We start from the raw sequence: 21,615 nt of genomic DNA, 5'->3' as shown, positions 1-21,615 counted from the left end.
TCCGCCGGATTAGCGCGCCGATATTACCGCCTCACGAAGACTTCGTCGACCACAAAGCACGCGCACTTATTAAGAAAGCGCGGGCAGAAGATGGGGAAAACAAGGGCATTAATGTTGCCGTCGGGCCCTGAGTCGGTTATGTAACGGGCATTCGCTGCCGCGGGTATCGCGAGAAATGCGGTCACGCGGCGTTTTTGATGGGCTCGAACTTCGAATAAATGATGCACCTCGACGAGCCTCGATTCATCAAGCGACCTTAAAATATACTTCCGCCCAACCCCGATTTCGCACCGGCTATCCCCCTATAAAATATCATGATTTCATCATGAGGAGTTTATAAGATGGAACCCTTACTCGTTTCGAGCGCCGCCCATGAATGGATCCGACGCGGCCTGATTTTATTGCTTATTGTTGGCGGATTCGGCATGGCCGCGCGCACGGTCTACTGGCTGCTTCGCTATGTGGCCTGGGGACAGGGCGACCTCAAGATCAACGACGTGCCCGAGCGCATCAAGGGGTTCGTGACCTTCGTTATCGGCCAGCGCCGCGTCATCCGCGAGCCGGCGGGCATGGTTCACCTCTTCATCTTCTGGGGATTTATTGTCCTGCAGGTGGAGACGGTCGAATATATGATTCGGGCGTTCCATTCGGGCTTTCACTTCTCGGCGTTTATCGGGGAGCCTGCCTATAATTTCGCGCTCTTCTTGCAAGACGTCTTCGGCTTCGTGGTCTTCGTGGCGATCTGTATCGCCGCGGTGCGCCGCTTCATCATCCGCCCCAAGCACTCCATCGCGTCGGCCGACGCCGCGGCGGTGCTCGGGTTTATCGCCGCGCTGATGGTCACCAAATTCTTGGCCAACGGCGCCGAGATCAACTACCTGGGCGAGTACCTGGCCCACGACGCAAGCTGGACCCCCTTCGCCCTGGCGACCGCCAAGGCGATGGAGGCCATGGGCCTGTCCACCGTCGCGCTCTTCTGGACCTATCACGTCGCCTATTGGGCGCATCTGGCGACCGTCGTCGTCTTCTCGAACTATATCCCGCTGAGCCTCGGCAAGGACATGCACCTTATCGGTGCGATGCCCAATATCTTCTTCAAAAAGCATGGCCCCAAGGGCGCGCTCAACCCCATCGATATGGAGGATGAGTCCCTGGAGAGCTTCGGCGCCAAAGAGGTCGAAGACCTGAGCTGGAAGCAGCTGCTCGACACCTACGCCTGCACCGAATGCGGCCGCTGCGAGCATTATTGCCCGGCCTTCAACACCGGCAAGGCCCTCAACCCGATGATGGTCGTGCAGAAGATCAAATACGCCCTCAAAGAAAAGGGTGAGTTGGTGCTGCGCAAAGGCGAAGAGCTGCCCGAGGACTACCCCTCGATGGTCGGCAACGTCATCACCAAAGAAGAGCTGTGGGCCTGCACCACCTGCGGTGCGTGCGTCGACAACTGCCCGGTCTTCATCGAGCACGTCGACTCGATCGTCGATATGCGCCGCTACCTTGCGCTGATGGAAGCCGACTTCTCCCCCGAGGTCAGCCGCACCTTCCGCAATATGGAGCAGAACTCAAACCCGTGGGGCGTCTCCTCCTCGTACCGCGCGGACTGGGCCGACGGCCTGGATATCCCGCTGATGAGCGAGCTGACGCAGGCCCCCGAGTACCTCTTCTGGGTTGGCTGCGCGGGTAGCTTTGACGACCGCCAGCAGAAGGTCACCAAATCCTTCGCTAAAATCCTCAAAGAGGCCGGCGTCTCCTTTGCCATCCTGGGCTCCGAAGAGGGCTGCACGGGCGACCCCGCCCGGCGCATCGGCAACGAGTATCTGTATTGGATGCTCGCCACCCAGAATATCGAGACCCTCAACGGCTACGGCGTCACCAAAATCGTGACCACCTGCCCGCATTGCTTCCACACCATCGGCAAGGAATACCCGCAGCTGGGCGGAAATTACGATATCATCCACCACAGCTCGTTTTTGGCCGACCTGCTCGACACCGGGCTCATTAAGGTCAAGCGCAGCGCCAAGCAGAAGATCACCTATCATGACTCCTGCTATATCGGTCGCTGGAATAACTCCTACGACAACCCGCGCCGCGTCCTCGACGCGATCCCGGGCGTGGAGCGCCAGGAGATGGAGCTCAACAAGCGCCAGAGCTTCTGCTGCGGCGCCGGTGGTGGGCGCATGTGGATGGAAGAGGACTTCGGCAAGCGCATCAACGTCGAGCGCACCGACCAGGCCCTGGCGACCGATCCGGACGCCATCGCCGTCAACTGCCCCTTCTGCCTGACCATGTTCGACGACGGCGTCAAACACCGCGGCGCCAACAATGTTCGCCTGGTCGACCTGGCTGAATTGGTCGCCGAGAACCTCGTCGAAGTGCGTAACGTGCCGGTCGTGGAAGAAGCCGTTCCGGCCGCAGAATAATTCGCATCCCATTCAGCCTCGCCGCTCCATGCCCCGGAAGGGGCAGGGCGGCGAGGCTGAATTCATAAACCCGGCAGTTTCGGGCCCCAAAATAACCGGTCTAAAGCGAGGAGAATCCGATGAGCGATCTGTATCCCGAGATGGACGCATTAAAATCGAGCGACCCCGACGTCTACGCGATAATCCGCGACGAAGAAGACCGCCAGGCGCGCACCATCCGTCTGATCGCCAGCGAGAATTATACCTCGCGCGCGATCATGGAAGCGACCGGGTCGGTGCTGACCAATAAATATAGCGAAGGCTATCCCGGGCGCCGTTATTACGAGGGCCAGGAGCATATGGACCGGGTCGAGAACCTCGCGCGCGACCGCGGCAAGGAGCTCTTCGGCGCCGAGCACGTCAACGTCCAGCCCTACTCGGGCTCCCCGGCCAACCTCGAGGCGTATTACGCCTTATGCGAGGTCGGCGACCCGATCCTGGGCATGGGCCTGCCCTTTGGCGGGCATCTCACCCACGGCTGGAAGGTCAACTTCTCAGGGCGCTTCTATGACGCGCACCACTACGGCGTGGACCCGGACACCCATCTGATCGACTTCGCCGAGGTGCGAAAGATCGCCCGCGAGGTCAAACCCAAGGTCATCTTCTGCGGCGGCTCCGCCTACCCGCGCGAGATCGACTTCGACAAATTCGGCGAAATTGCCGAGGAAGTCGGGGCCCACCTGGTGGCCGATATCGCGCATATCGCCGGGCTGATCGCCGGCGGCCAGCACCCCAGCCCCATCGAGGCGGCCGACGTGGTCTCCTCGACCACGCATAAAACCCTGCGCGGCCCGCGCGGGGGCTTGTTGATGTGCAAAAAGAAATTCGCCAAAGATATCGACCGCGCCGTCTTCCCCGCCCTGCAAGGCGGGCCGCATATGAATACGATCGCCGGCGTCGCCATCGCCTTTAAAGAGGCGATGCGGCCCGAGTTTAAGACCTACGCGGCCGATATCATCGAGAACGCCCGCGCCATGGCCGACGCCTTCGTCGAGAAGGGCTATACCCTGGTCAGCGGCGGCACCGACAACCATCTTTTGCTCGTCGACGTCACGGCGCGCGGCAGCACCGGCAAGATCGCGTCGACCGCCATGGCCCAGGCCGGCATCGTCTGCAACGCCAACTCGATCCCCTTCGACCCACGCTCGCCATTTGACCCCTCGGGCATCCGCATCGGCACCGCCGCGGTGACCACCCGCGGCATGAAACCCGCGCAGATGCGCCAGATCGTGGCGTGGACCGACGACGCCATCAATCACGCCGACGACCCCGCCCGCCTCGCCGCGATTCGCGCCGAGGTCGACGCGATGTGCGGGGAATTCCCGGTGCCCTGAATTGCTTTATCTGCGACGCCCGGCTCCAGCGACGCCGTCGCCCGAGCCGGCACGAACGCCTAATTATCGCCCAAACACGGTGCCTGGCACCGTGTAATCGGCCCGGAGGGCGCCTCTTTGAGCGCCCGCCGTGGTCAATCATCCGACTTCATAACTGACTCAAATATGTACAATCTACTTATCTCAATGGCCGTTGGCCTGGTCACCGCCGTTATCTTCGGCATGATTTTTGGCGTGGGTTCCTGGAAGATCCTCTACGGAAGTATCCCGGGGTTGATGGTCTTTGTGGGCGCCTATATCTGGCTGGCCCGCCGCTCCCTGCAGCAGATTCAGGCGCTCGGCGAGCAGGCGCAGGCCCAGCTGCAGGCGCGCAATATCGACCGCGCGATCGATATCTTTAAGCAGGGCTATCCGATCGCGAAATGGCAATTCATGGTCGAGCAGCAGCTCGACGCCCAGATCGGCACGATCCTCTTCGTCTCGGAGCGCTTCAACGAGGCCGAGCCGTACCTGAAGACCGCGTTCACCAAGAATTGGACCGCCCGCGGCATGCTCGGCGTGCTGTATTATAAGCGGCGCAAATTCGACGAGATGGAGGAGGCGTTTGAAGTCGCCACCGCCGCCAATAAAAAAGAGGCGATTTTGTGGAACCTCTACGCCTATTGCCTGTGGAAGTCCAAGCAGCGCGACAAGGCGATCAAGGTGCTCAACCAGGCGGTCGAAATCCTGGACGGCCACGAGGTGACCGAGAAAAACCTGAAGGCGCTGCAGAACAACAAAAAAATGAAGATGCGCAGCTGGAATCAATTGTGGTATCAATTCCACCTCGATCGCATGCCGGCCCAGCGCCAGCGCGCTCAGTTCCGCTGATTTTAGTCGACCTAATTTCCGAAGGCGTCGCGGTTCCGACCGCGACTTTTTAGCCCCTAAATTCTCGAGATATATCCCATGGCAACCAACTCCACCGCCGCCTCCGACATCGTGATTCCCGAAGACATCGGCCGCAACGACCCCTGCCCGTGCGGCAGCGGGGCGAAGTACAAAAAATGCTGCCAGAAAGCCCACCGGGTTCAGCAAGAAGCGCAGAAGGAATCGACGCGCGTCGAGGCGCTGATTCGCCCGTCGACCAACGCCTGGGGCGTCTACAAATTGTTGCGCCAGGTGCGCGAGAATAATATGCACGCCCTCTTCTTCGACATGACCCACCCGGACGGCCCGTTCCGCAAGCGTTTCAAGGAGAAGACCGACTTTATCCTGGCCGCCGACGCCGGCGTCGAGAAGCTCGTGGCAGGCCCGGAGTCCCAGCTTCGCCGCGTGCGCATCGACGGCGACAACCACTACCTGCTGCTCGCCGAGGGCCTCGATGACCCGCGCTCGACCAGCTATAAATACCAGGTCGTGGTGCTGCGCCGAAACGACATCGACGCCGACGGAAACCCGCGCGACGCCCAATATCCGGGGTTCCGCGTCTGGGATATCCAGCGTCACGAGCGCGCCAAGGACTCGGTGGAGGACGGAGACCTGTCGCTGGTGGACCTGGGCTATGTCTGGGGCGCCAAAGCCGACGCCTGATCGCGTGACTGCCTAAAGCCCGGCCCGCGCCGGCGCCCACTCGGGCGCTCGCGCGGGCCGCCGCGTTTCTTGAAGCCCCCTGGGGGGTGCCTATATTTGGCTTACGCGTTTTAATATGGGGGCGACCAACTGCGCAGTCCCCAGGCGAGCCGATACGCGCTTAGCCACGCGGCGCCAGCGCCCGGGCCTATCGGAGGCTGGGGCGCGGTTGACCAAACGGTCGAGATATGATTAGCAGGGGGCCCATAAAAGAGTTCGCTCCTCGCGATGATTTTATCGTCGGTGGCTGCTTGACCCGCCAAGAGTTTCTCGGCCGGGTTTTCGATCTCGATTTGTGCAACCCGCTCTGGAGTATGACCCTTGAACAAACAGCTCAATAACGTCGGCAACCTGGGCGATATTCTCAAGCACGGCGCGCTGGTCCGTCTGGCCAAATTGATGCGAACCAAGGCCATCAAAGCCCCACTGCTCTACTTCGACACCCACGCGTTTTTGCTCAACGCCCCGTGGACCAATAAGCTGAAGTGGAAACAAGCGGTCAACCAGAAGCTCTCCGAGCACCCCTACTATAAAGATTATGTGCGCCTGGAGGCCAACCGCCTCGACAAGGACGAGCCCTATCGCTGCTCGGCCGGCCTGGTCATCGACGTCATCAACGACGTGCCCCACCGCATTTACCTGGCCGAAAAAGACCCCGAGACCCGCGAGAAGCTCCAGGAGCAGGTGCGCTCGGAGCCCATTCGCTGCGATAAGATCGTGGACTCGGCCACCAAGCTGGCAAACATCGTCCCGCCCGGCGGCGATGACTTCAATTACGAGAAGACCGACGTGGCGGTCTTCGCGCTGGTCGACCCCTTCGAGCTCGACCACGATGAGTGGGACGAGCTCGCGGCGGTCATCGCCGACTTCACCCTTGAAGATAGCTACGGCGTCATCCAGGTCTTCGACTATAATACCGACCCGCAGCCGCCCAAATGGCCCGAGCCGCCTAAGAATTTCTACGGACCCGTTGCATCCCTCAGTGTTGGCCCGTATCATAACGCGGTCTACGCCACCCGCACGATGATCGAGCAGGTCTACGCGACCCTCGACCTCATCGGCTGGACCCTGCACGATATCGAGATTGACCTCCCCTCCGCGGATTGATTGGACCCTATGGCATCCTTCCACACGACCCGAAATAAGACTGGCCGTGGCCCCCTGGGATGCCTCATCCCCCTGATCGCGTCGACCATTTTGCTGGCCGCTGGCGTGACCTTTATCAGCTGGTTCGCGCTAGACGACGGCGACTTAGAGCCCGAGCCGCCCGCCTCGATCTCCAAAAAGAGCGGCGTGACCAAAGGCCTGGAGCGCACCCCGTCGATCCCCGCGATCGTCCAGGTGATCGAGACCGAGGGCTTTGCCCGATTCGGAGAGCCCGAGAGTATCGAGCTTGGCACCCAAAGCCAGGTGACGCATAAATTTAGGCGCGAGAATCAAGAGATTCACGTCACGATTTATACGCTTAAGAGCGCCCAGGATGTCGACGAAAAGTTGCACGAGATGCGCGACGAATCCTCTGCGCTCACCATGGGCAATCGGGTGATCACCCTCGACGCCCCCTCCGAGAACGCCCAGGCGCTGCTGCCGCCGCTGGCCGACCGATTGGAGACCTATCAGAAGATCCTGAACGAAGAATAATCCCCCATACCGGACAGCCTCTTTAGGGGGACGCCCAATATTTTTGGGGCGAAACGGATCTTCATGGAACAACGATGCCCACTACGCTAGTTAGATAGCGCGACGAACCGGAGCGCGCGCCGCCCAACCCATCGCACCACCCCCGCAACCCCTTCACTTGTCCGCCGATACCAGAATATGCTGAGAATCATCGTCTTCGTACTCTTTGTCCTCCTAATCTGGGGCGGCGGCCACGCGTATGTCGGCTGGAGCCTGGGCCGATTCATCCAACGCCCGCGCCTGCGCCGGGCGGTGTGGGGGCTGATCGGGATGCATTTCGCGCTCAGCGTCACCGCGATGTCAATCCGGCGCATCACCCCGGAGACCCTGTGGAAGGAGACCCTGCAATGGGTCGCGTTTATGGGCATGGGGATCTTCTCCATCCTCTTTACGCTGTGCCTGCTGCGGGATTTGGTCCTGCTCGGATCGCGCCTCTATCTGAAAAAACGCCAGCCCTCGCCGGCCCCTGAGCCCGCAGCCCTCGCCGGCACCGACGCGTCGCTGCGCGCCGATGCACCGTCCCCCGGGCCCCTCGACGCACCGGACGACCCGAGCCGGCGCGCCCTCTTCCAAGGCGTGCTGAACACCGGCATGGTCAGCGCGAGCGTGGTGGCGACCGGCTACGGTTTCGTCCAAGCGACCCGCATCCCCGACGTGCGCCGCGTCGAGGTTCCGATCAAGGGCCTGGCGGCGGGGCTCGACGGGTTTAAGATCGTGCAGATCTCGGATATCCACGTCGGCCCGACCATCAAACGCGACTTCGTGCAGGGCGTGGTCGACCGGATCAAGACCCTCAACCCCGATATGGTGGCCTTCACCGGCGACCTCATCGACGGCTATGTCCCCCAACTTCGCGCCGACGTTGCCCCGCTCGGCCAGCTCAACCCGCCCTACGGCAATTATTATGTCACCGGGAACCACGAGTATTATTGGGACGGCCCGGGCTGGTGCGAAGAGGTCGCGAGCCTGGGATGGAATGTGCTGCTTAACGCCCATAAGGTCGTCGAGGTCAACGGCGCGCGCCTGCTGGTGGGCGGGGTCACCGACTATAGCGCCGAGCGCCACTACGCCCCGCACAAGACCGACCCGCACAAGGCCATCGCCGGGGCGCCGCCGGTCGACTTCCGCCTGCTCCTGGCCCACCAACCCAAGAGCATCTGGGAGGCGTCCAAGGCCGGCTTCGACATGCAGATTTCGGGGCATACCCACGGCGGCCAATTCTGGCCGGGCAACCTCCTGGTGGGCTTTGCCCATCCGTTCTCGCGCGGCCTCGATGATTACGAAGAGATGAAGATCTACGTGAGCTGCGGCACCGGCTATTGGGGCCCGCCCCTTCGCCTGGGCGCCCCCTCAGAGATAACCCTGCTGACCCTGAAGAGCGTCTAATCGGCGCATCTTCGACAATCGGTTCGCCCGTCTGCTAGACTTCGCGGACCTCTCCATGCGGTGATAATTCGCAGAGTAATCGGGGCCGCAATGCCCCATCAATCAGCAAAAATGGTGCATCAATTGAATCCGAAAGGGCGCGCATGATTAGACTCGAAGACCTGGGCTGGAATGATTTTTACGCGGAGCAAACGCCCGGCGAGCTGGAGCTTGTCGAATTCTGCGAAGATATCGAGCCTGAAGATTGCTTCGCGGCGCGGATCTCGCGCCACGACGGCCAGCAATACGACGTTTTAACCGCCGGCGGCACCAGCGGCACCCAATTTCGCGCGCGCCTGGGCGGCGTGCTGCGCTACCGCGCCGGGCGCCCCCAGGAGTTGCCGGCGGTGGGCGATTGGGTGGTGGTGCGCAACGACGTCGGCGCCCTTAAGACCGTCATGGCGGTCTTTGAGCGCCAGACCTGCTTCGTGCGCCAGGCCGCCGGCCAGGTCATCGACGAGCAGGTCATCGCCACCAACGTCGACACGGTCTTTATCGTCACCTCGATGAACGAGGAGTTCGAGCCGCGGCGTCTGGAGCGCTACCTGGTCGCGGTGCGCGCCGCCGGCGCCAGCGCGGTCATCGTGCTCAACAAACTCGACCTCGCCGACGACCCGGACGCCTACCTGGCGCGCGCCGAGGCGGTCGCCGACGGCTCACCGGTGGTCGGGCTATCGGCGCTCGATACCTCATCGCGTGGGCTCGACGCCCTGGGCGCCTGGCTTAACCACGGCGACACGATCGTCTTCGTCGGCTCGTCGGGGGTGGGAAAATCGACCATCGTCAACCGCCTCATGGGCGCCGAAGTCCAGGAAACCAGCGGCATCCGCGAAGACGACGCCCGCGGCCGCCACACCACCACCGCCCGCCAATTGCTGCTGATCCCCAACCCCGAAAATCCCGGCAGCCTGGGCGTCTTAATCGACACCCCAGGCATGCGCGAATTCCAATTGTGGGCCCACGAGGACGAAGCCGTCGAGGCCTTCGACGACGTCGAGGCGCTCAACGTCTCCTGCCGATTCCGCGACTGCGCCCACAACGGCGAGCCCGGCTGCGCCGTCCAGGAAGCCCTGGACTCCGGCGAGTTGAGCGCCGAGCGCCTGGCCAGCTGGCATAAATTGCGCGAGGAGCTCGAGATCCAAAAGGCCCGCCAGGCCGCCGTCGCCCGCCGCGCAAATCGCAGCAAAAGCTCGCGCAGCACGCGCCCCTCCAAGAAGCGAAAATAACCCATCTTCAACGCTCTCTTCGGCAGAAAAAAGGAGCGCCCCGGCATGGCCGGGGCGCTCCTTTTTTAGTGACTCAGCGCAACCCATCGCCATCGCCGCGCGATGGCCGATGACTTATTGAATATAGACCGCGACATCGCCGCGCATCCGACCGGTCGCGTTCGCCGAACGATATCCATTGACGTTGATAACACCGGTCCAAGACTCACCCGCGACGGTGAAGCGCATCGCGTTGCCATCCTCGACCCAATCGATCTCGGCGTCCCCCTCGCCGGTGCCGGGCGCGGCCTGCGACAACACGATCAAATCGGCGGTCTCGAACCCGCCGGCCGTCGAGCCTTTGACAATAAATTCAAAGGGTTGCTCGGCGGTAGCCAGATTGACGATCTCGTAGCGCCACCCGTTCATCAGCCCCATCGAGGGGTTGCCCACGTCGAGCAAGCCGGCCCCGAAGAAATGAGGCTCAACCGCGTCGACCATATACTCCTGGTCGCCCGCGTTGCTCAGCGTAATGCGCACCGCCGGCACGCCGTCGGGCACCATAACATCGAATTGCGCGCGCACGATCGAGTCGTCGGCGAGTTGGACAGGAGCGTCTTCGGTATCGGGGTTATTTGCGTCAAACTCGAAGTTCCCGGACAGGCCCGTATCCGCGTGCAATACCGCGCATAACGTCTCCCCGCTGAGCGCCGGTCGATAGAGCGAGACGGGGAGATTCACGGTTGAGCCGTCCTGCGTCGACGCCTCGCCGATGAGCGCGCCATCATCAGCACACGCGCCCTCGCGAATCACGACCCAACCCGCCCCGTCGCTGTAAATCTCGCTGATATTAACCGTGGTCGACAGGTCATCGAGGGTTTGATTCGTGACGATGATCGAGGCCACGTTCACCACGAACGAATCCACGAGGCTGGTATTCGTCTCGTCCGACAGCGGGCCGTCGGCCTGGCCGCCCTCGACGAAGTCGAAGGTCCCATCGGCGTCGGTGTCCTCGTGGAGCATGGCATAATAGGTCTGGCCATTGCTCACGTTGTGGTCAAGCGTGACGGCGATGTCGCTATGGTCGCCGGCCTCAATCGCCACGTGGCCCACGATTTCACCGGGTCCAGGGACCAGACAGTCGATACACTCCTGGTGGACCACGACAAACGCGTCGGCTTCGACCTTTGCCTGGCGGATCGTCACCTGATTCGACTCGGCCGCCGCGACGACCTGGTCATCCGCGAAAATAAGGTTCGGCGCATCCGTCGAGATTGTGTCCGACTCGTCGGCGTCCGACTCATCGGCGTCCGCCTCGTCTACGTCGGGATCGCCCGCGTCCTGCTCGCCCGCGTCCGGCTCAATCGCGTCCTCGTCCTGTTTCACGTCACTTTCGTCGATCACATCCGCGCGTTCATCACGCTCGGAGGGGGAGTCGTCGGAACACGCGCTCAAGCTAAACGCCAGGGAAGCAACCAACAGCACTAAGATGTGTTTACGCATTTTGATACTCCATTAAAATATGTGTCAGAAAAACGGGTTTGCTCCGCGTTTCTCATTTTCGATTTAGCCCAATCCCTCTACACTACAATACCTCCAGCGTAAGCAAGAGATATACCATTCTACTCTCGTCATGCTTGCCACGTTTTGGCTACTTTAGTAACCTAATGCAAGATGGGAGCCAAAATGGCAACCTGAAGGATTTATTCCGTAAATTCGCCCCACCAATGGGCTTTAGACGGGTTTTCATCGAAGATCACCGCCATTTGGCGAGCAGACCGCGACTCAGCTGGGCGAGCCGATAACAGCAGCATCGGCCACCGCGACATCAATGTCTGTATCATTCAGAATCAGGATTGATTCATGATGGAAATGGGACTTCGCGCACAACTCAAGCAAACCCAGCAATTGCGCATGACCCCGCAATTGCAGCAGGCGATCAAATTATTGCAACTCTCGCGCCTCGAGCTTATCGACGCGGTGCAGCAAGAAATGAACGAAAACCCGATCCTTGAAGAGGCGCGCGAGACCTACGACGGCGAGTCGCTGCACGCCCAGGAGCCCGATCTTCAGGAGATCAAAAAGAACGATAAATTAGAAGAAGTGCGCGCCGACGAGCGCGATATGGATAAGGTCGACTGGGATAATTACCTCAACGATTATAGCTCCGGCGCCATGCCCACCAACTCCTATAAGGGGCTGAGCAGCAGCGAACTTCCGGGGATCGAGCAGACTCTGTCGACCAGCGAATCCCTGGTCGACCACCTGATGGTCCAGCTTCGCATGTTGTCATTGGACCCGGTGCGCGAGGGCGTCGGCGCGCTGATCATTGGCAACCTCGACGAGACCGGCTACCTGCGAAACTCCACCGCCGCCGACCTCGCCGCGGACGCCGACGTCGACGAAGCCCTGGTCGAAGAGGTGCTCGGGCTGATTCAGCAATTCGACCCGCTGGGCGTCGCCGCGCGCAGCGCCCAGGAATGCCTGTTGATCCAGGCCCGGGAGTTGATGCCCGACGATGAGACCGTCATGGCGATCCTCAACGACCATCTCTTGGATCTGGAGCGCAAGAAGATCAATAATATCACCCGCGCCCTCGAGGTCGACGACGAAGAGGTTATCCGCGCGGCGCGCCTGATCGCCGGGCTCGAACCCAAGCCCGGGCGCCCGTTTAGCCAGGAAGCCGGCCGCTATATCACCCCCGATATCTATATCGTCAGAAACGAGGATGGCGAATTGGTCTGCACCCTTAATGACGACGGGTTGCCGCAGCTTCGGGTGTCGAATTATTATAAGTCGATGCTCGCCCAGAAGAAGGAGGACGGCGAAAAGGACGAGGTCCGCGACTATATTCAGGACAAATTACGCGGCGCCCTGTGGCTGATCCGCAGCATTGAGCAGCGCCAATCGACCATCATCAAGGTCACCGAGAGCATCATCAAATTCCAGCGTGATTTCTTCGAGAAGGGCGTCGAATACCTGCGCCCCCTCGTGCTCAAAGAGGTCGCCGACGATATCGAGATGCACGAGTCGACCATCAGCCGCGTCACCACCAATAAATACGTGCACACCCCGCGCGGGGTCTTCGAGCTCAAATATTTCTTCAACTCCGCCATCACCAAGACCGGCGGAGACGACCTCGCCAGCGAGGCCGTGAAGGCGAAGATCCGCGACATCATCAGCGGCGAGGACCCCAAAAAGCCGTTGTCGGACGCCAAGATTGCCCAAAAACTCGCCGACGAACAGAATATCGACATCGCCCGGCGCACCGTGGCTAAATACCGCGAGAGCATGGGCTTTTTGTCGAGCTCCAAGCGAAAGCAGGTCTTCTAATCCGGCCGACTTGAGCCCTAGTCGATCACCAGGTGGCGCCGGACCATCTCCACCAAATCGCTCTCCTGGAAGTCCAATTTCACCAGGTAGCCGTCGGCCCCAAGACCCAGCGCCCGCGCCTTGTCTTTGGGGTCGCCGAGCGTGGTGAGCATCACCACCGGAAGGTCCGCGAACTCCCGAGAGGCGCGAATCTTGCTGAGCAACTCCAGCCCGTCCATGCGCGGCATTTGAACATCGCTGAGCACCAGGTCAACCGGGTGCTGCTGCAGCAACTCCCAGCCCATCTGGCCGTCTTCGGCGATGACGAATTGATAGCCGTGGTTGCCCAGAATTCGGGTCACCAGATCCCGGGTGATCTCGCTATCCTCAACGACCAGCACCCGATATTGGGGGCTATAATTGCTCGTGTCGGGGTCCTCATGAGCGTGCGGCGCCAGGTCGGCGAAGTCCGGGTTATCGCCGCTTTCTTTTGCCCCGGGCGAAGTCGCTGTGGCCTCGGCGCCCGCGAGCTTTTCGCTGCGCGCGCGCGTCGACAGGGTCGCCATATTTCGGGGCGAAGTGACGTCGGATTGGGCCAATAATTCGGGGACGTTGAGCAGCGGCACGACCTCGCCGGCGTCGGTGAGCGCGACGCCGCGACAGAGGCGGACGCCGCGCAAAAAATCGCCAAACGGCCGGCTCATCGCCTCGCGCTCGCCGAGCACCTGACACACCGACACGGCCACAAATTGGGAGCCGCGCCGAAGGATCAACACCGTCAACTTCTCACGCGTGTCGACCGGCTGCGGCTCGCCTCGCGCGATTAACAGCTGCGCCCAATCCGCCAACGCGATCATCTCGCCGTCGTAATCGACAAACGCCGCGCCGTGGCTGCGCATGATCTCGGCGCGCGACACCGCGCCCACGCGTACCACCTGTTTGGCCGCCAGCGCGAATTGTCGCCCGCCGATCTCGACCATCAGGACCTGGCTGACCGCGCTTGAGACCGGCAAGATCATCGTGATCGAGGTGCCCTCACCGACCTCGCTCTCGACCTCGATATACCCGCCCATTTCGGTCACCTGGCGGCGCACCACGTCCATGCCGATGCCGCGCCCGCTGACGTCGCTGACGCTGTCGCGGGTGGTAAACCCGGCATCAAAGATCAGGGCGAGCGCCTCCTGGTCGCTCAATAATTCGGCGCGCTCCGGGCTAAAGAGTCCGCGCGCGACGGCCTTCTCGCGCAATAACTGCGGCGAGATCCCGCGCCCGTCATCTTCGATCACGACCCGAATGCTGTCGCCGATATACTCGGCCTGCAGGCGGATCACCGCCTCCTGCTCCTTGCCCATTTCCTGGCGCTCCTCGGGCGACTCGATGCCGTGATCGACGGCGTTTCGGATCAGGTGAAGCATCGGCTCAGAGAGCGCGGACAGGAGCGTGCGGTCGACCTCGACATTGCCGAAGGCGTGGACCAGGCGCACGCGTTTTCCCTGCTCGCGGGCGAGGTCGCGCACCGCGCGCGGATAGTGGCTCATGACCTGGGCCAACGGCACGTGGCGCAACCCGCGCACCTCTTCGTCGAGCTGAGCGGTGCGCGAGGTGATCAGGTAGGTCTCCTCGCGGGTGCCGCTGGTGAAGTCGTCAAACCGATGCACGACGTTGCGCAACTGACTCACGGTCTGAATCGGCAAGACCCCGTCCAGGCGCTCCAACCACAGGCGCAGGTCATCGCGAATCGAGGCCAATTCGCCCAGGCCGTAGTTCAGGCGCCGGCTGAGCAAGAGCACCTCGCCGGCGACGTCGCCCAGGCGCTCAAGCTTCTCCAGGTCCACGCGCAGGCTGCCGCCGACTTGCAGGCGAAGCAGGCGGTCCGAAGAGGTCGAACTCGGCGAATCATCCGACTTGCCCGAGCCATCGCGCCGGGCGGTGGCCACCTGGGAGGCGTCGATGCGCGCGCGCGTGGAGCGACCGTGGCCACCCCGGCGCAACCCGCCGGGCGCCCAACTTCGGTCGACGCCCTCGGAGTCCATCGCCGTCGCGCGCGAGCCCTCGCCGCCCGAAGCTCTCAGCCCGTCCTGAAAATCGTCGCTCGGCCCCGCACTATCTCCCCAACTATCGGCCGCAAGCGAGGCCGCCAGGTCGTCGAATTGGCTCGCCGGCGCCTGGCTTGGCGGCTCGTAAAACACCTCTGAGATCGGCGGGGAACTCGGCAATGCCGCCGCGCTTCGCGCGCCCGTCACCCGCTCGACGAACCCCGACAGATCGACCGGCGCGTCCGACGCCCCGGCCGATTTGGTGAGCAATTGCCGCACGATATCGAAGCCCTCAAACGCGACATCGACCACATTCTGCGGGATCTCGAAGCCGCGCTCGGTGATCAGCGTGAGCAGATGCTCGGTTTGATGAGACACCAGGTTCACATCGGCAAAGCCCATCATCTTGGCTTCGCCTTTAAGCGTATGAATCTCGCGCAGAATCTCCTCGGTCGCCTCAGCGTCCATGGGATCATGCTCAAGCTGCACCAGCAGCACGTTCATGCGCTCGATACGGTCGAGCGCGACGGCTCGAAATTTCTCGATCAGGGCGCCAAAGCTCATGATTCCTCGGACTTCTCGGAGGGACGTGCGTTGGATGCGCTCGACTCACTCGCCTTCTTGTCGAGCTCTCGCTCCAGGGCGTCGAGCTCGGCGTCGATATTTCCGGAATCCTCGCGCAGCGACCCCACGCCGGCGCCCGCAATATCGTCGAAATCACTGAGCTCATCGAGCTCCCCAAAATCGGCCTCAAGCGTCATCTGAGCCGCGGGGCGACCCGCGACCATCTTGCTCATAACCTCGTGCTGCTGCTCCTCCGAGAGCTGCGTGGAGAACTCGATGGTGGGCTGATCGGCCCCCGAATCCGACGGAATATCCGACGTCTGCTCCAGCGAAGACGCGGCCGCCTCCGGCTCGAATTCACCCGCCTCCTCGGCGGGTTTCGCGGCCGCCGGTTTGCTCGACTTGCTCAGCGGAATCGCCGAGGTGCGCGCGCTCTGCGGGGCGCCGCGATAGACCGGGCGCACGGGCGCGCGGGCGGCAAACGACCCCGTCCGGGACGCCGGAGGGAGCGCGCCGAGCTGAAATTTATCGACCAGCCCGCGCAGGCTCTCAGCGAGCTTCACCAGCTCACTGGCCGCCATCGTCACCTGCTGCGTGCCGGCAACGTCCTGGTTGATCAGGCAACTGAGCTCGTCCATCGACTGGGTGACCTGCTCGGTGCCCGACTTCTGTTGCTGGGTAATCAGCGTGATCTTCAGCGCGTTATCGGTGGTATTCTCCGACAGGCGCGTCCCCTGCTCGGTCGCCATCGCCGTGGCCACCGAGGACTCCCCGATGTCGACGACCAGACCTTTGATATCGGAGACCGACCCGGTGATATTCTCGGCCAGGCGGCGCATCTCTGCGGCGACCAGCGTAAATCCCTTGCCGGCCTCGCCGGCGCGCATGCCCTCAAGGCTGGCGTTAAGCGCGAGCAAATCGGAGCGGTCCGCGATGCGTTTGATATTCTCAAGGATCTCGCTGATACGCTCGGTGTGATTCTTAAGCTCCGTGATGCGCTCGCTCACCGTGCGGTTATTGCCCTGGGTCTTCTCGGCGGATTTAAACACATGCTGGGCGTTCTCGGCGATCTTTTTAGCCGAGGCGAGCAGCGTCTCCATGGTGCGCTGGGTCTCCTCGACGCTGGCCGCCTGGTGGTTGGCCGCGGACTCTTGCTCGCGCAAGACCGCCAGAATTTGCTCGGCGGCGGTCGAGATATGAATCGCGGTGCCCGAAATCTCTTCGACCAACCCGCGCAGCCAATCGACCATCTGATTAAAGGAGTTGGTCAGCTCGCCCTGCCCCTCGATGGTGGTCGTGAGGTCGCCGCCGCTGATATCGATGGCGCGCTGGGCCATGACCCGAAGATTGAGCACCATATAGCCGAAGGCATCGCCCAATTCGCCGGGGATCTTCTGATTTAACAGCGGGCTATTGAGCTGGTCGCGCGAGATCATGCGCGCCTGAATCGTCAGGCGGCGGCGCTGGTTAATCAGCTCGGCGAAGCTGCGCTCGAGGTCTCCGTCGCTGGCCTTCACCGGGATGTCGGCGTCGGAGAGGCGCTGGCTGCGAAGGACCTTTTTCTCGACGCTGCTCACGTCGTATTTGCCATCGGCGAGCTCGCGCGCCTGGGCCGACACGGCGTTGAGGCGCGCGACCATCCGGTTGGTCGCCACCCGCAGGCGCTCGACCTCATAGCTGCCCTTGGTGGTCAGGGGGCGCTGGTTCAGGTCGCCCTGGGCGATCCCCTCGACCACATGAGTAATCGCGGATAGCGGGGCGAGCGCCCGGCGGGTAAGAATCGCCAGGCCCAACCCGACGATCGCGACCACCACCGATAGGACGACCGGAGAAACTTCAATCAGGTCACGCCCCAATAAGGCGGCGATCGCCACCACCGTCAAAGCAGCAAAGCCCACGGTGATATGAAGCCATAGTTTTTGCATCGCGGCTCTCCATTTTACTCAAAAAATTCGGTTCAACGGGTCAAACTAAGCAGGTCGAGCATCCAGACGATATCGCCATTCTCGTCGACCCCACAGGCCGGCTTAAGCACGTCGGGCAGGTAATTTCGAAGCCACTTCGGCAGCGCCATAATCCGCGAGGCGGTCCAGGTCTCAAAGCCCTGCACCTCGCCGATGATCACGCCCACCGGCGGGCCGATCTCGGCCACCACAAAGCCGACATGCCCGCCGCCCAAGGGGCGAAGCCCAAGACGCGGCGCGGGGTCCACCAATTGTAACCCGTGCCCCTCACGGTAGTCGAGCACGCTGCTGATCTGTTTCAACTCGAGCGCAAGCTGAAGCGGCCCAAAACGCGTGCGGACGACTTCGACTTTAAGCTGGGACGGCGAAGACTCAGTCATGGAAGAAATTCTACAAAGGGCGTTGGGGGAGGAATCGGGGGCGACACGGGCGCCAAGCGCGGTTATTGCACCGCCGCATCGCTGAGCAATTTGGACACGTCGAGCAAGACCGTCGCCTTATCGCGGTTGATCTGAATCCCGGCGGCGTAGCGGCGCGTGCGCGCGTTGATGGAGTCCGGGATCGCGCCGCGGTCGACGTCCTCAAGCGGCCACTCATCCATCCCGCTGACCACGTCGGCCTCGATGCCCACCGTGTAGGAGTCGGCCTCAACGATCACGATGCGCCCCTGGTGCTGCTCCCCGCGCCGCTGCGCCGGGTCCAGCCACTTGCCCAGGTTAAGAATCCCGAGCACCTGCCGGCGATAGACCGTGACCCCGCGCACATGACTCGGCGCCCCGGGCACCGGCGTCACCCGCAGGTCCGACACGATCTCGCGCACATATTCGGAGGGCACCGCGTAGAGGAAGTCCCCCACCTGAAAACGCAGCACCGACACCAGTTGGACGGCCGCGACGTCTTCGGAATCCGCGTCATCCCAATCGAATCGGTCGGGACGATGCGCCTCCTCGATCAACGCGTCGAACTCGTCCAACCCACCTAACCCCAGGTTTTTCTCGTCTGAATAACTCATGCTCGCTCATCTCTTTGGGCGTCGACGCTCACAAATACCGCCACCCTACGTGGCAGGCGGCAACGTCTGTGGAGCATAAACGATGTTCGCCCGAGGTGCACGCGAGGAGTCTGGCGCATGAGCCTATTGGTCACTGCGCGTCAGATCATATTCCATCAAATCATGGGCGACCGAGGAGTTCGGAAAGATCGCGCGCGCGCCGCGCACAAACTCGTCGGTGCGCAGGTATTTTTGAGAAATATGGGTCATGATCAGCTTCTTGGCGCCGGCTTTTTTGGCGCAACGCGCCGCGTCGCCGGCGGTGGAGTGGCCGCGTTGGTGGGCCATCTTCTCGTCGCCGGCGGGGTAAGTCGCCTCGTGGATCAGCAGGTCGGCGCCCTCGGCGAGCTGCAGGGCGCCGTCGCAGGGGGAGGTGTCGCTGACGTAGGCGATCTTCAGGCCGGGGCGGTCCGGGCCGAGCACGTCTTCGGGGGCGATGGTTCGACCATCTTCGAGCGTCACCGATTCGCCGCGCTGCAGCTTCCCGAACATCGGCCCAGACGGCACGCCGAGCGCGCGCGCGGCGTTGACGTCAAAGCGGCCCGGGCGCGGTTTTTCGACCAGCGCGTAGCCCCAGGTCTCGATGCGGTGGCGCAGCGGGGCGATCTCGATATGGAAATCCTCCTCCTCGTAGACCACGCCGGGTTTGGTATTTTCGTGCACGTTGATCGGAAAGCTCGGCCACAAAATATGCAGGTCGCGCAGGGTTTTTAGCCACTGATTCAGCCCCACCGGCCCGTAGAGCCCGAGCGCTTCTTCGCGCCGATTCAGCGTCAGGGAGCCGGCAAATCCGGGCAATCCATTGACGTGATCGCCGTGAAAATGGGTCAAAAAAATCGACTCCAGCGCGCCGGAGCGCAGCGAGGAGCGCGACAACTGCACCTGGGTCCCCTCGCCGCAGTCGAAGAGATATAATTTCCCCTGGCGAAAGATGCCCAGCGACGCCACGCCGCGATGCGCCATGGGTTTTCCACTTCCGGTGCCTAAAAATACAACGCGTACCGACATATTAGAAACTCTTGAGAGCGCAAAGGATTTCGGGCGCGCGCAGCAGCGGCCAAAAGGATGCGCAAAGTTTTATGACTGACTTTGCCCTGTGTTCAAGGGCGACAAACTTCTGGAATCGAAAACCCGCAGGATTTTTTCTCCGCGAAGGGGCGCGGAACATAGCAAGCCGGCCGAATCGCGGCAAGCAGTGCATTTGGCGGCCAAACAGCCCGCATTCGAGCAAATTCTTTGCACAATCCCGCGAAAGCACTACTCTCTTCGGCGAGCTTCGGCTACCCATACGGCGCATACGCGCGGCGAAGCCCGGCCCTGGTCGGGATGAATTCTGAAGGAAATATTTAGCTATGAAAAAAATCTATTATTCATATTTTATCGCATTGGCCCTGACCGCATTTAGTGTACCGGCGAGCGCGCAGCGGGCGCCGGTTCAGGTCGAAAAGGCGGCGCCGCAGGCGACCAACCCCTCGGCCGAGCTTCGCCAAAAAAACGAGCGCCTCAAAGCGGCGATCGAGGCCGCGCTGGCGGGCAGTGATGTCACCCAGGGTAAGGTCGGCATCCTCGCCGTGGACGCCGCGACCGGGCAGGTTTTATATGCGCGCGACGCCGACCGCTCGATGAGCCCGGCCAGCAATACCAAGCTTATCACGGTGGCGGCGGCGCTCGATGAGTTCGGCCCCGCCCACACCTTCCAGACCGAATTGCTCGCCGAAGGGCTCGACGCCAACGGCGAGCTGGTCGGCGATACCCTCAAAGGCCCGCTCTATATCAAGGGCGGGGGCAACGCGTTTTTGCTCTACGAGAACTTCCTCGACTGGGCCAACGACCTGCGCCTGCAGGGCGTCAAGAAGATCGGGGGCGGCATCGTGGTCGATAATACGCTGTTTGCCGGCGAGGATCTTCCGCCGCTCTTTGACACCAAAAACGAAGACGCCGCCTACCGCGCGCCCATCGGCGCCCTGTCGGTCAACTTCAACGGCGTCACCGTGCTGGTGGACCCGGGCGAAAAGGCCGGCGACGCGGCGACCTATCGCTTTGTCCCGGCCAACAAACATATTCAGGTCGTGAACCGCGCGACCACGACCAGCGGGCGGCGCCGAAATATCCAGGTCAGCTCCGAGACCATCCCGGCCACCGGCGACGCCGAGATCGGCACCCGCATCGTCATCAGCGGCAATATCGGGCTGGACGCGCGCACCTTCCAAAGCCGGCGAAAACGCATCGATAACCCCGCCCAATTTGCCGGCGCGGTCTTCATCGAGGCGCTCCGGGCGGTCGGCATCGAGGTCGCGCAAAAAGTCAGCACGGGCAAGACGCCCGCGGGCGCGAAGGTGATGGTCACGCACGCCTCGCAGCCGCTCTCCTACACGGCGTTTGCGACCAATAAATGGAGCAATAACTTCATGTCCGAGATGCTCCTGCGCATGCTGGGGACGACCCAGGGACGCGCGGGAACATGGGCCGCGTCGCAGGCGGCGGTGCTCGAATTTTTGCAAAAGTCGGGCATCGACACCACCGATATGGTCGTCAAAAACGGCAGCGGTCTCTACGACGGAAACCGCACCTCGCCGCGCCAATTTGTCGAGCTATTGCGCTTTATGGCCACCCACCAATGGGCGCCGGAATACCGCGCCTCGCTGGCGATCTCGGGCGTCGATGGCACCCTCGCTCGCCGCCTCGAAGACGCGTCGGTGCGCGGTAAAATCCGCGCCAAAACCGGCACCCTCAACGAGTCCGCGGCGCTGTCGGGATATATGCGCACCGCGACGAATCGCGAGATCGCGTTTTCGATCATCTTCAACGACCCGCCCACCTTTGCCTGGCGCTACCGCCCGGTGCAGGACCGGGTGGCCGAGGCCATCGAGGCTTTCGACGACTAAGCCCTGCGGCGTCTCGTGCGTGATATTCCCGGGAGGGCGTTTAAATTCATAGTTGATTGGTGTGGATTACTTGCTAAAATAGAAAAACG

Annotated in this window: 15 protein-coding genes and 1 pseudogene; 10 read left to right on the top strand and 6 right to left on the bottom strand. The window is 62.0% G+C overall.

All coding sequences use genetic code 11. The annotated features are described in order from the left end of the window. Nucleotides 1-341: 341 nt before the first annotated feature. The 8 genes and pseudogenes from DN745_RS18415 to rsgA all read left to right on the top strand — a co-directional run bounded on the left by DN745_RS18415 (nucleotide 342) and on the right by rsgA (nucleotide 9,735). Entirely contained in the window at nucleotides 342-2,420 is a 2,079-nt protein-coding gene (locus DN745_RS18415; RefSeq protein WP_111337238.1) for a (Fe-S)-binding protein, read from the top strand. A 119-nt stretch (nucleotides 2,421-2,539) separates the two neighbouring features. Further along, nucleotides 2,540-3,793 carry a serine hydroxymethyltransferase gene (locus DN745_RS18410; RefSeq protein ID WP_111337236.1) on the top strand — a complete coding sequence of 418 codons (1,254 nt, stop codon included), beginning with the start codon at nucleotides 2,540-2,542 and terminating at the stop codon, nucleotides 3,791-3,793. Between the two features lie 165 nt (nucleotides 3,794-3,958). Then, nucleotides 3,959-4,663, top strand: a complete 705-nt coding sequence (locus tag DN745_RS18405; protein WP_111337234.1) for a tetratricopeptide repeat protein — start codon at nucleotides 3,959-3,961, stop codon at nucleotides 4,661-4,663. Between the two features lie 108 nt (nucleotides 4,664-4,771). Further along, a pseudogene (locus DN745_RS20270) lies at nucleotides 4,772-4,852 on the top strand (SEC-C metal-binding domain-containing protein); the annotation flags it as partial. Nucleotides 4,853-5,725: 873 nt separating this feature from the next. Next, nucleotides 5,726-6,511 (top strand): hypothetical protein, encoded by a 786-nt coding sequence (locus DN745_RS18395; RefSeq protein WP_111337230.1) that lies wholly within the window; start codon nucleotides 5,726-5,728, stop codon nucleotides 6,509-6,511. Nucleotides 6,512-6,520: 9 nt separating this feature from the next. Then, a complete protein-coding gene (locus DN745_RS18390) occupies nucleotides 6,521-7,045 on the top strand; it encodes a hypothetical protein (protein WP_111337228.1) in 525 nt (174 codons plus the stop codon). A gap of 177 nt (nucleotides 7,046-7,222) precedes the next feature. Further along, the gene (locus DN745_RS18385; RefSeq protein WP_111337226.1) at nucleotides 7,223-8,470 is read left to right on the top strand and encodes a metallophosphoesterase; all 1,248 of its coding nucleotides are present in this window, start codon (nucleotides 7,223-7,225) and stop codon (nucleotides 8,468-8,470) included. Between the two features lie 143 nt (nucleotides 8,471-8,613). Continuing rightward, nucleotides 8,614-9,735: a ribosome small subunit-dependent GTPase A gene (gene rsgA, locus DN745_RS18380; RefSeq protein WP_111337224.1), complete on the top strand. Its 1,122-nt coding sequence runs from the start codon at nucleotides 8,614-8,616 to the stop codon at nucleotides 9,733-9,735. A 114-nt stretch (nucleotides 9,736-9,849) separates the two neighbouring features. On the opposite strand, the gene DN745_RS18375 is transcribed toward rsgA, so the two are convergent. Then, a complete protein-coding gene (locus DN745_RS18375) occupies nucleotides 9,850-11,217 on the bottom strand; it encodes a DUF7282 domain-containing protein (protein WP_133621949.1) in 1,368 nt (455 codons plus the stop codon). Nucleotides 11,218-11,580: 363 nt separating this feature from the next. Here DN745_RS18375 and rpoN point away from each other — a divergent pair, with 363 nt between their 5' ends. Next, on the top strand, nucleotides 11,581-13,047 hold the full coding sequence (rpoN, locus tag DN745_RS18370; protein ID WP_111337801.1) for an RNA polymerase factor sigma-54: 1,467 nt from the start codon (nucleotides 11,581-11,583) through the stop codon (nucleotides 13,045-13,047). Nucleotides 13,048-13,064: 17 nt separating this feature from the next. Here the strand turns inward: rpoN and DN745_RS18365 are convergent, their stop codons facing one another. The 5 genes from DN745_RS18365 to rnz form a co-directional block, all read right to left on the bottom strand. Then, complete coding sequence (locus DN745_RS18365) at nucleotides 13,065-15,626, bottom strand: hybrid sensor histidine kinase/response regulator (protein WP_111337220.1); 2,562 nt, start codon at nucleotides 15,624-15,626, stop codon at nucleotides 13,065-13,067. Continuing rightward, nucleotides 15,623-17,551 carry a methyl-accepting chemotaxis protein gene (locus DN745_RS18360; protein ID WP_111337218.1) on the bottom strand — a complete coding sequence of 643 codons (1,929 nt, stop codon included), beginning with the start codon at nucleotides 17,549-17,551 and terminating at the stop codon, nucleotides 15,623-15,625. Before DN745_RS18360 ends, DN745_RS18365 begins: the two co-directional genes overlap by 4 nt. Nucleotides 17,552-17,583: 32 nt before the next feature. Continuing rightward, nucleotides 17,584-17,970, bottom strand: coding sequence for a hypothetical protein (locus DN745_RS18355; RefSeq protein WP_111337216.1), 387 nt, complete (start codon nucleotides 17,968-17,970; stop codon nucleotides 17,584-17,586). A gap of 62 nt (nucleotides 17,971-18,032) precedes the next feature. Further along, nucleotides 18,033-18,602: a chemotaxis protein CheW gene (locus DN745_RS18350; protein ID WP_111337214.1), complete on the bottom strand. Its 570-nt coding sequence runs from the start codon at nucleotides 18,600-18,602 to the stop codon at nucleotides 18,033-18,035. 123 nt (nucleotides 18,603-18,725) lie between these two features. Then, nucleotides 18,726-19,649, bottom strand: coding sequence for a ribonuclease Z (gene rnz, locus DN745_RS18345; RefSeq protein WP_111337212.1), 924 nt, complete (start codon nucleotides 19,647-19,649; stop codon nucleotides 18,726-18,728). Nucleotides 19,650-19,993: 344 nt separating this feature from the next. Between rnz and dacB the strand changes: the two genes are divergently transcribed. Further along, nucleotides 19,994-21,526 (top strand): D-alanyl-D-alanine carboxypeptidase/D-alanyl-D-alanine endopeptidase, encoded by a 1,533-nt coding sequence (gene dacB, locus DN745_RS18340; RefSeq protein ID WP_111337210.1) that lies wholly within the window; start codon nucleotides 19,994-19,996, stop codon nucleotides 21,524-21,526. The last annotated feature ends 89 nt before the right edge of the window (nucleotides 21,527-21,615 follow it).

The sequence above is a fragment of the Bradymonas sediminis genome, from assembly GCF_003258315.1.
In the GTDB taxonomy this organism is placed as follows: Bacteria; Myxococcota_A; Bradymonadia; order Bradymonadales; family Bradymonadaceae; genus Bradymonas; species Bradymonas sediminis.
This window is presented reverse-complemented; position numbering and strand designations above follow the sequence as displayed.

What these genes read in the sequence shown, in the direction of transcription:
- DN745_RS18415 (WP_111337238.1), top strand. Translation starts at nt 342, where the DNA reads ATGGAACCCTTACTCGTTTCGAGCGCCGCCCATGAATGGATCCGACGC.
- DN745_RS18410 (WP_111337236.1), top strand. Translation starts at nt 2,540, where the DNA reads ATGAGCGATCTGTATCCCGAGATGGACGCATTAAAATCGAGCGACCCC.
- DN745_RS18405 (WP_111337234.1), top strand. Translation starts at nt 3,959, where the DNA reads ATGTACAATCTACTTATCTCAATGGCCGTTGGCCTGGTCACCGCCGTT.
- DN745_RS18390 (WP_111337228.1), top strand. Translation starts at nt 6,521, where the DNA reads ATGGCATCCTTCCACACGACCCGAAATAAGACTGGCCGTGGCCCCCTG.
- DN745_RS18385 (WP_111337226.1), top strand. Translation starts at nt 7,223, where the DNA reads ATGCTGAGAATCATCGTCTTCGTACTCTTTGTCCTCCTAATCTGGGGC.
- rsgA (WP_111337224.1), top strand. Translation starts at nt 8,614, where the DNA reads ATGATTAGACTCGAAGACCTGGGCTGGAATGATTTTTACGCGGAGCAA.
- DN745_RS18375 (WP_133621949.1), bottom strand. Translation starts at nt 11,217, where the DNA reads ATGCGTAAACACATCTTAGTGCTGTTGGTTGCTTCCCTGGCGTTTAGC.
- rpoN (WP_111337801.1), top strand. Translation starts at nt 11,581, where the DNA reads ATGGAAATGGGACTTCGCGCACAACTCAAGCAAACCCAGCAATTGCGC.
- DN745_RS18365 (WP_111337220.1), bottom strand. Translation starts at nt 15,626, where the DNA reads ATGAGCTTTGGCGCCCTGATCGAGAAATTTCGAGCCGTCGCGCTCGAC.
- DN745_RS18360 (WP_111337218.1), bottom strand. Translation starts at nt 17,551, where the DNA reads ATGCAAAAACTATGGCTTCATATCACCGTGGGCTTTGCTGCTTTGACG.
- DN745_RS18355 (WP_111337216.1), bottom strand. Translation starts at nt 17,970, where the DNA reads ATGACTGAGTCTTCGCCGTCCCAGCTTAAAGTCGAAGTCGTCCGCACG.
- DN745_RS18350 (WP_111337214.1), bottom strand. Translation starts at nt 18,602, where the DNA reads ATGAGTTATTCAGACGAGAAAAACCTGGGGTTAGGTGGGTTGGACGAG.
- rnz (WP_111337212.1), bottom strand. Translation starts at nt 19,649, where the DNA reads ATGTCGGTACGCGTTGTATTTTTAGGCACCGGAAGTGGAAAACCCATG.
- dacB (WP_111337210.1), top strand. Translation starts at nt 19,994, where the DNA reads ATGAAAAAAATCTATTATTCATATTTTATCGCATTGGCCCTGACCGCA.